The organism is Bacillus sp. PS196, from assembly GCF_037963555.1.
Taxonomy (GTDB): domain Bacteria; phylum Bacillota; class Bacilli; order Bacillales; family Bacillaceae; genus Bacillus; species Bacillus subtilis.
This window is the reverse complement of sequence record NZ_CP150159.1, coordinates 187,501-201,207: the sequence shown is the minus strand read 5'-3', so window position 1 is coordinate 201,207 and position 13,707 is coordinate 187,501. Positions and strand designations below refer to the sequence as shown.

Here is a 13,707-nt window from a genome sequence, read left to right as displayed (position 1 = left end):
CGGGATAGAAGCACAGAAAGGGGCTAGCCTGTGAAAACAAAGACACTGTTCATATTCAGTGCCATTTTAACCCTATCGATATTTGCGCCAAATGAAACCTTCGCACAAACAGCAGACAACTTGATTGAGCCGAAAATCATAAATGCAGAAACTGCACAATTCTCGACGAAGAAGCTAAGGAAGGTAGATCAGATGATAGAACGGGATATTGCAGCAGGATTTCCAGGCGCCGTTCTTGTGGTGGTGAAGGATGGACGCATCATAAAAAAAGCAGCATACGGCTACAGTAAAAAGTACGAAGGATCAGAACTGCTGCGCCGTCCGGCCAAAATGAAAACCCGCACGATGTTTGACTTAGCCTCAAATACAAAAATGTACGCAACAAATTTTGCATTGCAGCGCTTAGTCAGCCAAGGAAAACTTGACGTCTATGAAAAAGTTTCTGCATATTTGCCGGGTTTCAAGGATCAGCCGGGTGACCACATAAAAGGAAAAGACAAGATACGTGTCATCGATGTCCTCCAGCACCAATCAGGGCTCCCATCAAGTTTTTACTTTTACACGCCGGAAAAAGCCGGCAAGTACTATTCCCAGGAACGGGACAAAACGATTGAATATTTGACGAAAATTCCGCTCGATTATCAAACCGGGACAAAGCACGTATACAGTGACATTGGATATATGCTACTTGGGTGTATTGTCGAAAAACTCACTGGCAAACCGCTTGATGTCTACACGGAGCAAGAGCTCTACAAACCGCTCAGGCTGAAGCATACCTTGTACAATCCGCTGCAAAAGGGCTTTAAACCGAAACAGTTCGCAGCTACTGAACGAATGGGCAATACACGTGACGGCGTTATTCAATTCCCTAACATCCGCACAAACACGCTGCAAGGAGAGGTGCATGACGAAAAAGCGTTTTACTCAATGGGTGGCGTGTCTGGGCATGCCGGATTGTTCTCAAATGCAGATGATATGGCCATACTGCTGCAAGTCATGTTAAACAAAGGTTCATATCGAAACATTTCTTTATTTGATCAGAAAACAGCCGACCTGTTTACAGCACCTTCAGCAACAGATCTGACATTCGCTCTTGGCTGGAGGCGGAACGGAAGTAAAAGCATGGAATGGATGTTTGGCCCTCATGCCAGTGAAAATGCTTACGGGCATACCGGCTGGACGGGGACAGTTACAATTATTGATCCAGCATACAATTTAGGCATCGCATTGTTAACAAATAAAAAGCATACACCAGTTATTGATCCGGAAGAAAATCCAAACGTCTTTGAGGGTGATCAATTTGCAACAGGCAGTTATGGAAGTGTCATAACCGCGATTTATGAAGCGATGGAGTGAATGATTAGACGATAGGAGGAAGTTTCTATGAGACCTGTCTTTCCGCTTATCCTTTCAGCCGTTCTCTTTCTTTCATGCTTTTTCGGGGCCAGACAGACAGAAGCCTCTGCATCCAAACGTGCAATCGATGCCAATCAGATTGTCAATCGTATGTCGTTAGATGAAAAACTCGGCCAGATGCTGATGCCTGATTTTAGAAATTGGCAAAAGGAAGGCGAGTCCTCTCCGCAAGCCCTTACAGAAATGAATGATGAAGTCGCCAGCCTCGTCAAGAAATATCAATTCGGAGGCATCATCCTTTTTGCAGAAAATGTAAAAACAACAAAACAAACTGTCCAACTGACAGACGATTACCAAAAGGCAAGTCCAAAAATCCCGCTCATGCTGAGTATTGATCAGGAAGGCGGCATTGTAACGAGGTTAGGGGAGGGCACTAATTTCCCAGGGAATATGGCGCTGGGCGCAGCCAGAAGCAGAATCAATGCGTATCAGACCGGCAGCATCATCGGGAAAGAGCTCTCTGCCTTAGGCATCAATACAGATTTCAGCCCTGTCGTGGACATTAACAATAATCCTGATAATCCTGTAATCGGCGTACGGTCATTCAGCTCCAATCGAGAACTGACATCACGCCTCGGTCTATATACGATGAAAGGGTTGCAGCGGCAGGATATCGCGTCTGCCCTCAAACATTTCCCGGGACATGGAGACACGGACGTTGACAGCCATTATGGACTGCCGCTCGTTTCCCATGGCCAAGAACGGCTTCGTGAGGTCGAGCTTTATCCTTTTCAAAAAGCAATTGATGCTGGTGCTGATATGGTGATGACAGCCCATGTTCAATTCCCTGCCTTCGACGACACCACATACAAAAGCAAACTCGATGGATCGGACATTCTGGTTCCAGCTACACTTTCGCAAAAAGTGATGACAGGTCTTCTTCGTCAGGAAATGGGCTTTAATGGGGTCATCGTTACCGATGCGCTCAATATGAAGGCAATTGCAGATCATTTCGGACAGGAGGAGGCTGTGGTCATGGCCGTAAAAGCTGGTGTCGATATTGCATTAATGCCAGCCTCAGTCACTTCATTGAAAGAAGAACAGAAATTCGCACGTGTTATTCAAGCTTTGAAAGAAGCCGTGAAAAACGGGGATATTCCTGAACAACAAATCAACAAATCAGTTGAAAGAATCATTTCCCTGAAAATAAAACGCGGCATGTATCCAGCGCGAAACAGCGACAGTACAAAAGAAAAAATAGCCAAAGCCCAAAAAATCGTAGGAAGCAAGCAGCACCTGAAAGCAGAGAAAAAAATAGCTGAAAAAGCAGTAACTGTATTAAAAAATGAACAGCACACTTTGCCGTTCAAGCCTAAAAAAGGCAGCCACATCTTAATTGTGGCACCTTACGAAGAACAAACTGCTTCAATCGAACAAACCATTCACGATCTCATCAAGCGAAAGAAAATCAAACCCGTATCTGTCGACAAAATGAATTTTGCCAACCAAATATTTAATGCCGAGCATGCAAAACAAGTAAAAAAGGCTGATTATATCATAACCGGCTCCTATGTCGTCAAAAATGACCCTGTCGTCAACGACGGTGTCATCGACGACACAATATCAGATTCAAGCAAATGGGCCACCGTGTTTCCGAGAGCTGTCATGAAAGCCGCACTGCAGCACAACAAACCATTTGTCTTAATGAGCCTGCGCAACCCATATGATGCCGCCAATTTCGAAGAAGCAAAGGCACTGATTGCAGTCTATGGCTTTAAAGGATACGCAAATGGCCGTTATCTTCAACCTAATATTCCGGCCGGAGTGATGGCGATTTTCGGCCAGGCAAAACCTAAAGGCACACTTCCAGTTAACATCCCATCAGTCACGAAACCAGGGAACACCCTTTACCCATTTGGCTACGGATTAAATATCAAAACGGGAAGACCGCTTTAATAAGGAGGGACACATGAGAAAAACAATATTCGCTTTTCTGACAGGGCTCATGATGTTCGGAACGATAACCGCTGCCTCTGCTTCACCCGATTCAAAGAATCAAACGGCTAAAAAACCTAAAGTCCAGACTGGGATAGACACGCTCTTGCCAGACTATAAAAAACAGCTCAAGGGAAAACGTATCGGACTGATCACCAATCCAACCGGAGTAAACGCATCTCTGAAAAGCAGTGTCGATATCCTTTACGAGAACCCGGATATCAAACTGACAGCTTTATTCGGCCCTGAACACGGCGTCCGAGGTGACGCCCAGGCTGGAGACGAAGTAGGCTCTTACATTGACGAAAAAACCGGGGTTCCCGTATACAGCCTCTACGGAAAAACGAAAAAACCGACTCCAGAAATGCTGAAAAATGTCGATATTCTAATGTTTGACATTCAGGATGTCGGGACCCGTTTCTACACGTACATTTATACAATGGCATACGCAATGGAAGCCGCTAAAGAAAACGGCATTCCATTTATGGTGCTAGACCGTCCGAATCCCCAAGGCGGGAATCATATTGAAGGGCCAATCTTAGAACCTGAATACGCCTCATTTGTCGGATTGTATCCCATTCCATTGAAGCATGGGATGACGATAGGCGAATTGGCTTTACTGTTCAACAAAGAATTTGATATTGATGCCGATCTTACAGTGGTAAAAATGAAACACTGGAAACGAAAAATGGATTTTGACGATACCCGATTGCCTTTCGTCCTCCCTTCGCCTAACATGCCGACGGTGGAAAGCACATTTGTTTATCCTGCAACCGGGCTGATTGAAGGAACAAATATATCCGAAGGGCGAGGGACAACAAAGCCATTCGAATTGATCGGAGCTCCCTTTATCAAAAGCACAGAACTTGAAGAAACATTAAACAGCCTCCATTTGCCGGGCGTAACATTTAGGGCAGCATCCTTCACACCGACGTTTTCTAAACATCAAGGAACGCTTTGCCACGGTGTGCAGCTCTATGTGACAGACAGAGATAAGTTTGAAGCCGTTAAAACGGGTCTTTCAGTCATTAAAACCATACACGATCTCTATCCTGAGGATTTTGAGTTCCTGTCAACAGGTTCATTCGATAAACTGGCAGGCAACGGCTGGATCAGGACAAAAATTGAAAATGGAACTTCGGTTGAGGGCATCATAAACAGCTATGAAAAAACACTCCAACAATTCAGCAAAACAAGAAAAAAATATCTCATTTATTAGAACGTAAGCATCGTATGTTACACGTGTAACATATTCTTACTGAACGAAAGACCCTTACTTTTACACATAAGTAAGGGTTTTTTTCATGCTAAAAACCCACCCGCTTTATATAGGAAAACTTTCATTTATTTGGTACAATTTTTATTGAAAATGATTATCAATTGAAAGCTTCTGAAAAGGTGGTCTACTCGTGCAAAATGCAGTGATTTATCAACCGATACAAATTGAATATCTAAAAAAGACAAGTGATCTCTTCTCAGAACAGCAATTAGCCGATTCATTCGTGCTGATTTTTCATTTAAAAGGAAACGGCTATATTTCGATCGGAACAAACACCAATCCTCTGCAAAAAAAGACACTTTATGTTTGTCCGCCTAACGAGACCTTTGGCTTTATGCCAGCAGCCGATGGACATATAGATGCCTGTCTGATCAGGCTTCAAAGCTATATCAAGGAAGCCGGCCAAGATATTTACACACCGTGCACAGAATCGGAATTAGCCAAACTGAAGCTTATGAATGTTTCACATATCGAAAATCTTGCAGTCCGGCTTCAAGAGCTTGCCGCACTATGGAATGAATCGTCTCAGCTTTCTCAGCTAAAATGTGTGATTGAAGTACAAAGCCTGATTTATGATCTTTTTACTGCCAGTTTATCTGATCAAACGGATACACATTCAGCAATCGAAAAAACAAAACACTATATCGAAACACATGCCGATACAAAAATCACGCTTGCCCAGCTGTCGCAAATGGCAGGAATCAGTGCCAAACACTACAGTGAAAGCTTTAAAAAATGGACAGGACAGAGCGTAACAGAATTTATTACGAAAACACGAATCACAAAGGCAAAACGGCTCATGGCAAAATCAAACTGCAAATTGAAAGAAATCGCACACCTAACCGGTTATCAAGATGAATTTTATTTCAGCAGAATCTTCAAAAAATATACAGGCTGTTCACCTACAAGCTATATGAAAAAACGCCGAAAGAAAATCGCCGCATACGGAAGGGGCACAATGGGCCATCTCATCCCTCTTCACCACATACCTTTTGCGGCCGCTCTGCATCCGAAATGGACGTCTTACTACTATCAGCATTATTCGACAGATATACCCGTCCAGCTTAGTGCATACCGGTTTAATGAAAAGTGGGAAGAAAACCTGTACACGTTATCACAGGCAGAACCAGATGTGATTGTCAGCATGGATTCTATTTCTCCAGAAGAACAAGATCGCCTGAATCGCATCACAGAAGTCATGTACCTTCCTTCAGAAGAAAGCTGGAGAACCCACTTTCTGCAAACTGCCTCATTTTTAAAGGAAGAGTCCGAAGCAGAAAAGTGGCTAGCGGATTATGACCAGCAGACAACAGCCGCCAAAAAAACACTTCAGCACGTTCAAGGGCTGCGTTTTCTCTTTTTGAGGCTGCATAAGCAAAACTTCTATCTGGCACATAACCGAAGTGTCCGCGAAGTTTTCTTTGGGGATTTAGGATTCAGCTCGGCAACAACGGCTGACACACCTTCAGAACAAGCGATTTCGTTAGAAAATATCGCAAATTACCAAGCTGACTGTATGATGCTTTTTCTTTTTAAAGAGCCGGAGACCATAGCTTACTACCAGCAATTACAGCAGACAGAAGCATGGCAAAACCTAAGCGCGGTACGGAATAACCGTGTTTATCTTCTATCCCTTGATCCGTGGAATGAATACTCAGCTTGCGGGCACGAACGCATCGTTCAGCAAACTGTTTCTTTACTATCCGGAGATTGTCCATGATAAATCAGGAATTTGTCCATGGTGTTATATCTGTTCATTCTCTATAATTCCAATTGATAATAGTTATCAATTGAACAGGAGGCTCTATAGATGAAAAAGATATCTCTTACCTTATTAATCTTGCTTCTCGCGCTGACAGCGGCAGCTTGCGGCAGCAAAAATGAATCAACTGCCAGCAAGGCAAGCGGCACAGCATCTGAGAAGAAGAAAATTGAATACCTTGATAAAACATATGAAGTAACTGTACCGACAAACAAAATTGCCATTACGGGAAGCGTTGAATCAATGGAAGACGCGAAATTGCTTGACGTTCATCCGCAAGGCGCAATTTCATTCTCCGGCAAATTCCCTGATATGTTCAAAGACATCACTGATAAAGCCGAACCAACCGGAGAAAAAATGGAGCCAAATATTGAAAAGATTCTTGAAATGAAGCCAGATGTTATCCTTGCTTCAACAAAGTTTCCGGAAAAAACGCTGCAAAAAATCAGCACAGCAGGCACGACGATCCCAGTTTCTCATATCTCTTCAAACTGGAAGGAAAACATGATGCTGCTTGCCCAGCTGACTGGAAAAGAGAAAAAAGCAAAGAAAATTATTGCAGACTATGAACAGGATCTAAAAGAAACAAAAACAAAAATCAACGATAAAGCGAAAGATTCAAAAGCGCTTGTCATCAGAATCAGACAAGGCAACATTTACATTTACCCTGAACAGGTGTATTTCAACTCCACACTATACGGTGATTTAGGCCTTAAGGCGCCGAACGAAGTAAAAGCTGCAAAAGCGCAAGAGCTGATTTCATTAGAAAAATTAAGTGAAATGAACCCGGACCATATTTTCGTCCAATTTTCTGATGATGAAAATGCAGACAAACCTGATGCCTTAAAAGATTTAGAGAAAAATCCAATCTGGAAAAGCCTGAAAGCAGTCAAAGAAGACCATGTGTATGTCAACTCAGTGGACCCTCTCGCACAAGGCGGCACAGCTTGGAGCAAAGTCCGTTTCCTGAAAGCGGCTGCTGAAAAATTGACACAAAACTAATTCAGAGTAGGTTTTTGTATGTATTCAAAACAGTGGACACGTATCATATTGATTACTTCTCCATTTGCTATAGCGCTGTCACTTTTACTTTCAATCCTTTATGGGGCAAAGCATCTTAGCACAGATATTGTTTTTACATCTCTTATTCATTTCGATCCGGGAAACACAGACCATCAAATTATATGGCATTCCCGGATTCCAAGGGCTGCCGGCGCTCTGCTCATAGGGGCAGCCCTTGCTGTTTCTGGAGCGCTTATGCAGGGCATTACGCGCAATTATTTAGCTTCGCCATCCATTATGGGTGTTTCAGATGGTTCAGCGTTTATCATTACGCTTTGCATGGTTCTGCTCCCGCAATCATCTTCGATTGAAATGATGATATACTCTTTTATCGGCTCAGCGTTAGGAGCGGTGTTAGTATTCGGCCTTGCCGCCATGATGCCAAACGGATTTACCCCCGTGCAGCTCGCCATCATCGGCACAGTCACAAGCATGCTGCTCAGCAGCTTATCAGCGGCCATGTCGATTTATTTTCAAATTTCTCAGGATCTCAGTTTCTGGTACAGTGCCAGACTTCATCAAATGAGTCCAGATTTCCTGAAGCTTGCCGCTCCGTTTTTCCTGATTGGCATTATAATGGCCATTTCTCTCAGCAAAAAGGTAACCGCTGTATCATTAGGGGACGACATTTCTAAAAGCCTGGGGCAAAAGAAAAAAAACATTAAAATCATGGCGATGCTTTCCGTCATCATTTTAACCGGCAGTGCCGTAGCGCTGGCCGGAAAAATTGCGTTTGTCGGGTTGGTTGTTCCGCATATCACGAGATTTCTCGTCGGCTCTGATTACAGCAGGCTGATTCCGTGTTCCTGTATTTTGGGCGGAATCTTTTTAACCTTGTGTGATCTCGCAAGCAGATTTATCAACTATCCGTTTGAAACACCGATTGAGGTCGTAACATCCATTATCGGCGTACCTTTCTTCCTTTATTTAATTAAACGAAAAGGAGGGGAGCAAAATGGCTAAAAAATATGCATTGTTCATCGCTTTGATTCTTGTTGTCAGCTATTTCAGCTTAACGAGCGGATCATTTTCTGTTCGTCCTGCTGAGCTGCTCTCCACTCTTTTTCAAATCGACCCGAATCCGCAGTATGAAATTTTGCTGTTCGATTTAAGACTGCCGCGGGTTGTCATGGCTGCTATTATTGGACTCGGTCTTGGCATTGCAGGCGCTGTTATCCAAGCCATCACGAGAAACGGGCTTGCTGACCCTGGAATTCTCGGAATCAACGCAGGGGCGGGAGCCGGCATTGTAGCGTTTATGCTCTTATTCCAAGGCCAGAAGGAAGTGACATCCATAGCTGCAGCGATGGGAATGCCGCTCTTTGGATTGATAGGCGGGCTCATCGCGGCGATCCTGATTTACATATTTGCATGGCACAGAGGCAATTTAGATTCAGGAAGAATTATTCTGGTAGGGATTGCGATCAATTCAGGATTCAGCGCACTGTCTTTGTTTTTATCTTTAAAAATGGACCCGCAAGACTATCAAATGGCCATGGTGTGGAAAAACGGAAGCATCTGGTCTGCCAACTGGACGTATATCACAGCCGTTCTCCCATGGATGCTGCTGTTTATACCGATTCTTATCGGCAAATCCCGTCTGCTCGACACCATTCGTTTTGATGAAGACACAGTCAGAAGCCTCGGCATTTCATCAAATAAAGAAAAAACCATCCTGCTCGTTGCCTGTGTAGCAATCATCAGCGCCTGTGTCTCCGTAGCGGGAAGCATGGCGTTTGTCGGCTTAATTGCTCCCCATATCTCACGGAGACTGGCTGGCGTCGAACATCGCTATATCCTGCCACTGAGCGGTTTAATCGGGATGCTTCTTGTGATAAGCGCAGACTTTGCTGGAAAACTGTTTTTTCAGCCCGCAGAAGTGCCCGCAGGCATCATTTTGGCGATCCTCGGAGTTCCTTATTTCTTATATCTGCTTTTCAAGCAAAAAAAGGGGGAGAATGCTTGAAAGGATCTCTTTCAGAACACAAAGCCGGCAACAGGAGGTTCACGCTGTACCTCCCTCCTTCCTACAGCACAGACAGCGGGGGATTTCCTGCTGTTTACGTGCAGGATGGCAGTTCTTTGTTCCAAAACCAAATCGAATTATTAGAAAGCGCATATCAACAGCAAAGGCTCCCTGAACTCGTGCTAATTGGTATCGAACCCGAAAACCGGCTAAATGAATACACACCTTGGCCGGCTGCATCACTCAGTGATCGGTTCACGGACTTCGGCGGAATGGGATATCACTATCTGTCTGATATAACGAACCAGTTCATTCCGCTAATCGAAGAAAACTGGAACGTCACCAGGGAACCGCAGTCAAGAGGAATGATCGGTGCCTCATTAGGCGGCCTCATCTCAATGTTCGCCATATTAAAATATCCGTCAATGTTCGGGAAAATAGGCTCTATATCAGGTTCATACTGGTACGAGAACGCAGCGGAAACCATTCATATATCTTCTTTAAAGCCCGGCACTGCACGTGTTTTCATGTCTATCGGGAGTGAAGAAGGCCGTGAAAAACAATCCATTCAGCGACATATGCTGAAAAAAACAAAGCAAGTTCATCAAAGTCTAAAAGAAAAAGGCTTCACTGAAGACCAGTTGTGTCTTTCAATTGAAAAAGGAGCGGTGCACCACCACAAGTATTTCTGCAAACAGTTCATCAACGCGCTCGAATGGCTATACGGAAAAAACCGCTCAACCCTATGAGCGGTTTTTTTATGCTTTCTGCAACATTGGTTTTAATTCAAAACGATTCAGCATATAGCCAAACAAAGCAGCCAATATCTGCTGAAACAGCATGCCGATCACAACAGGAACGGCAACCTGAGACGGGAAGAACGTAACGGCAAGAACTGCGCCGGCACTAATATTCCTCATGCCTCCCGTAAATATAAGAGAGACTATTTCCTCTTGCCGCCTTTTCATCATTTTTCCGATCAGCCAAGCAGCGGCATAGCCTGTTAACGCGATAAAGAATACCGTTACAGCTATTCCTGCAAATCTCAAATCAATGGATTTGAAATAAGGAGCAATCGCTGAACTGTTAATCGCAATCACTGCCATCAAGCAAAGCTTTGAAAAAGGCGACAGCGCACTGCTCACAAACGCAGTTCTTTCTGGAGATGACATCTGATTAAACAGCATGCCCAAAAAAGAAGGAATCACGACCATTACAATCAGACCTTTCATCATTCCCCACACATCCATGTGAACCTGAGCGCCGGCCAGCAATGAAAGACTCAGCGGTACGATTAGCGGTGACAGCACAGTATCAACTAAAATAATCGAAAGTGTCAAACCGACATTCCCTTTGTACATCGCTGCCCAAATCAAGCTTGTAATCCCCGTAGGAATCACAACAGCCAATGTTAAACCGGTAATCGTCAAAGGATCACCTTTAAATATAAGATGGCCGCTGCCCCAAGCAAAAAGCGGCATGAAAATATGAAGAACGAATAGTGCAAGAATCATAGGGAGAGGATGAGACAATGCATGTCTCAAAGATTGAAAGTTCGCGCTCAAACTGCCTGCAAACGTAATAAAAGCAAAGATCCAAGGCACAGCCCATTCATACCCATTTAAAAACTGAGACAGCAGCACGCCCAGCACCACACTAGTCGGCGTTAACAGCGGCATCACTCTCCCCAATACACGGTTCAGCTTCTGAAGCATCATATGCAAGTCCCCTATTTAAAATTTCTCTTCTCTCTATTATATCAATGCTGCTTAAGTGTATGTTATATAAAAAAGCCCAGATCTCATTCATCTGGGCTTCTCTATTTTATGCCATCTGTTTCATTAGAGATTTACTCGCTTTATTCAAACCTTTTAACTCAGCTTCAATGCCTTGTTCCTTAAACTTCGCAACAATCTTATCAAGTGCGGCCGCACCAGAATCGTCCCATACGTGAGCTTCAGTTAAGTCAATCACAACCCGCTCAATATCCTCTTGATATATAAACGCATTCGTAAGATCAGTCACTGACGCAAAAAAGATTTGCCCCTTCACTTGATACGTTCTAAGCTTTTGATCCTCTGCATGAGAAACGATTTTCAGCTTCGAGATTTTTGCTACAAAGAACACGGCACTTAAAAGAACACCGACAAATACACCCTTAGATAAGTCATCCGTCACAACAACCGTAACCACAGTCACAACCATGACAATCGAGTCCGTGAGCGGCGCTTTTTTGAGACCTTTTAAAGAAGACCAATCAAAAGTGCCGACAGACACCATAACCATTACAGCTACTAACGCCGCCATTGGGATTTTCACCACGACATGACTTAACACCGCAATTAAAAACATCAGAAAAGCACCGGCAACAAATGCTGACAAACGTCCGCGACCGCCCGCTTTTGTATTAATGACAGATTGTCCGATCATAGCGCAGCCTGCCATTCCGCCAAAGAATCCAGTCACGATATTCGCAATTCCCTGTCCGCGGCTCTCTTTATTTTTATCACTATCCGTATCCGTCATTTCATCAATAATCTGTGCTGTCAGCAAAGATTCAAGCAACCCGACAAACGCTAAAGCAATTGAATAAGGAAAAATAATTTGCAGTGTTTCAAAGGTAAACGGAACATCAGGGATTAAGAAATGAGGCAATGAACTAGAAATATTGCCCATATCACCAACCGTCCGCACATCCACATGGAAAGTGACCGCAATAATTGTCATCACAATAATCGCCACAAGCGGAGACGGAACAGCAGTCGTAAACCTTGGCAGCACATAAATAATAACCAACGACCCGGCAAGCATCGCATACATGCTCCAAGAAGCACCTTCAAACTGGGGAAGCTGCGCAGAGAAGATAAGGATCGCCAGCGCATTCACAAACCCGATCATCACAGAACGCGGGATGAATTTCATTAATCTTGCAATTTTACTGATACCTAAAATCACTTGAATAATGCCAGTCAAAATCGTAGCTGCAAATAAATACTGAAGCCCATGATCAGCAACCAGCGACACCATAACAACTGCCATTGAGCCTGTCGCAGCTGAAATCATACCAGGTCTGCCGCCAAAAATTGAAATAATAATGGCTATGCAAAATGACGCATAAAGACCGACCATCGGATCCACACCGGCTATAATAGAAAAGCCAATCGCTTCAGGTATTAACGCTAACGCAACTAAAATGCCAGCAAGAATGTCTTTTCGGATATTCCCGAACCATTGCTGTTTTAATGTAAAACTATTATTCAAATATAACGACTCCTTTTTAGTAAAAAATAAATCCGCACCATATCTATTGTATTGGGAGCTTTTTTTATTTTACGGGAGAAAATGAAAAGAAAAACGACCGGAGAAAACGGGGAAACGTTGAGTATATTGTATTGAGGCAAGGAGTTGTCATACAAAGAGTATCATAATAAATTTTTATCAATTACGCAAGATGATTGCTGAAGAAAAAAATGGCTCAAATATAGTCTGAGACATTTTATCATATCCGGATGAAACCAAGAATCGTTTTAATGACAGTAATATCTTTTCTCTCATTTGGCAACCCGAGCCGGTTTCCGAAAAAATAACCTATCATCATTATCTCAGGCTGATAAATATGAGCGGCCTCATTTAACTCTGTATTTTGGCAATCAATAAAACAGCTTTTGCAGGGATTATTCTTAGTTTTTTCTTAGGACTTATTTATGGCCGGCATGTTCGCCATTATTTTATTGTCACCAATCAATTTTATCATGGAAAAACAGAACAAACGACAAGCTTGCTGTTCGCTGCCAATGGATTGGCGGCTCTATCCTGCCAATCGCAGTCGGATGGAGTCTGGATGAGTCTCCCGTACAAACTGCATTTTGATTATTTATGACTCTCATGTTGATCATGCTAGGGATTGTATTGGAATTCAAAAGTATTAGAAAACTTTAAAAAGCAGAAGCTTGATAAAATGGATACTGACGAAAGCAAATCGGCACAGATATAAAACAAAAAACCCAGCTCAATGAGCTGGGTTTAAGCTTGCTTGGCGGCGTCCTACTCTCACAGGGGGAAACCCCCGACTACCATCGGCGCTGAAGAGCTTAACTTCCGTGTTCGGTATGGGAACGGGTGTGACCTCTTCGCTATCGCCACCAAACAAATTGAGAGTGTTCTCTCAAAACTAGATAACAGGTGTGACATCATTCAAAAATATGGTTAAGTCCTCGATCGATTAGTATCTGTCAGCTCCATGTGTCGCCACACTTCCACCTCAGACCTATCAACCTGATCATCTTT

11 protein-coding genes and 2 rRNA genes (1 of these 13 only partly in view) are annotated in these 13,707 nt (G+C 43.5%); 8 read left to right on the top strand and 5 right to left on the bottom strand.

All coding sequences use genetic code 11. The features are described from left to right. Nucleotides 1-30: 30 nt before the first annotated feature. From amiE to NST79_RS01115, 8 genes are all read left to right on the top strand, one after another. Complete coding sequence (gene amiE / locus NST79_RS01150) at nt 31-1,356, top strand: N-acetylmuramoyl-L-alanine amidase (protein ID WP_038428285.1); 1,326 nt, start codon at nt 31-33, stop codon at nt 1,354-1,356. Between the two features lie 27 nt (nt 1,357-1,383). Further along, nucleotides 1,384-3,312 carry a glycoside hydrolase family 3 protein gene (gene nagZ, locus NST79_RS01145; RefSeq protein WP_212059267.1) on the top strand — a complete coding sequence of 643 codons (1,929 nt, stop codon included), beginning with the start codon at nt 1,384-1,386 and terminating at the stop codon, nt 3,310-3,312. Between the two features lie 13 nt (nt 3,313-3,325). Beyond that, complete coding sequence (locus NST79_RS01140) at nt 3,326-4,570, top strand: exo-beta-N-acetylmuramidase NamZ domain-containing protein (protein ID WP_015252972.1); 1,245 nt, start codon at nt 3,326-3,328, stop codon at nt 4,568-4,570. A gap of 190 nt (nt 4,571-4,760) precedes the next feature. Next, nucleotides 4,761-6,350, top strand: coding sequence for a bacillibactin transport transcriptional regulator Btr (btr, locus tag NST79_RS01135; protein ID WP_212059265.1), 1,590 nt, complete (start codon nt 4,761-4,763; stop codon nt 6,348-6,350). Between the two features lie 90 nt (nt 6,351-6,440). Next, a complete protein-coding gene (gene feuA, locus NST79_RS01130; protein WP_015252974.1) occupies nt 6,441-7,394 on the top strand; it encodes an iron ABC transporter substrate-binding protein FeuA in 954 nt (317 codons plus the stop codon). 18 nt (nt 7,395-7,412) lie between these two features. Continuing rightward, entirely contained in the window at nt 7,413-8,417 is a 1,005-nt protein-coding gene (locus NST79_RS01125; RefSeq protein ID WP_212059257.1) for an iron ABC transporter permease, read from the top strand. Beyond that, nucleotides 8,410-9,420: an iron ABC transporter permease FeuC gene (gene feuC / locus NST79_RS01120; RefSeq protein ID WP_003234980.1), complete on the top strand. Its 1,011-nt coding sequence runs from the start codon at nt 8,410-8,412 to the stop codon at nt 9,418-9,420. The genes NST79_RS01125 and feuC overlap by 8 nt, the downstream gene beginning before the upstream one ends. Continuing rightward, nucleotides 9,417-10,169 carry an alpha/beta hydrolase gene (locus NST79_RS01115; RefSeq protein ID WP_212059255.1) on the top strand — a complete coding sequence of 251 codons (753 nt, stop codon included), beginning with the start codon at nt 9,417-9,419 and terminating at the stop codon, nt 10,167-10,169. Before feuC ends, NST79_RS01115 begins: the two co-directional genes overlap by 4 nt. A 9-nt stretch (nt 10,170-10,178) precedes the next feature. Here the strand turns inward: NST79_RS01115 and NST79_RS01110 are convergent, their stop codons facing one another. From NST79_RS01110 to NST79_RS01090, 5 genes are all read right to left on the bottom strand, one after another. Continuing rightward, the gene (locus NST79_RS01110; RefSeq protein ID WP_010886390.1) at nt 10,179-11,099 is read right to left on the bottom strand and encodes a bile acid:sodium symporter family protein; all 921 of its coding nucleotides are present in this window, start codon (nt 11,097-11,099) and stop codon (nt 10,179-10,181) included. A 145-nt stretch (nt 11,100-11,244) separates the two neighbouring features. Further along, on the bottom strand, nt 11,245-12,681 hold the full coding sequence (locus NST79_RS01105) for a SulP family inorganic anion transporter (protein ID WP_003234986.1): 1,437 nt from the start codon (nt 12,679-12,681) through the stop codon (nt 11,245-11,247). A 473-nt stretch (nt 12,682-13,154) separates the two neighbouring features. Then, entirely contained in the window at nt 13,155-13,307 is a 153-nt protein-coding gene (locus NST79_RS01100) for a hypothetical protein (RefSeq protein ID WP_212059253.1), read from the bottom strand. 144 nt (nt 13,308-13,451) lie between these two features. Continuing rightward, nucleotides 13,452-13,567, bottom strand: a 5S ribosomal RNA gene (rrf, locus tag NST79_RS01095). Between the two features lie 55 nt (nt 13,568-13,622). Beyond that, a 23S ribosomal RNA gene (locus tag NST79_RS01090) occupies nt 13,623-13,707 on the bottom strand (it continues 2,843 nt past the right edge of the window).

Coding starts and splice junctions, on each gene's coding strand:
- nagZ (WP_212059267.1), top strand. CDS start 1,384: ATGAGACCTGTCTTTCCGCTTATCCTTTCAGCCGTTCTCTTTCTTTCA.
- NST79_RS01140 (WP_015252972.1), top strand. CDS start 3,326: ATGAGAAAAACAATATTCGCTTTTCTGACAGGGCTCATGATGTTCGGA.
- feuA (WP_015252974.1), top strand. CDS start 6,441: ATGAAAAAGATATCTCTTACCTTATTAATCTTGCTTCTCGCGCTGACA.
- NST79_RS01125 (WP_212059257.1), top strand. CDS start 7,413: ATGTATTCAAAACAGTGGACACGTATCATATTGATTACTTCTCCATTT.
- feuC (WP_003234980.1), top strand. CDS start 8,410: ATGGCTAAAAAATATGCATTGTTCATCGCTTTGATTCTTGTTGTCAGC.
- NST79_RS01110 (WP_010886390.1), bottom strand. CDS start 11,099: ATGCCGCTGTTAACGCCGACTAGTGTGGTGCTGGGCGTGCTGCTGTCT.
- NST79_RS01100 (WP_212059253.1), bottom strand. CDS start 13,307: ATGAGAGTCATAAATAATCAAAATGCAGTTTGTACGGGAGACTCATCC.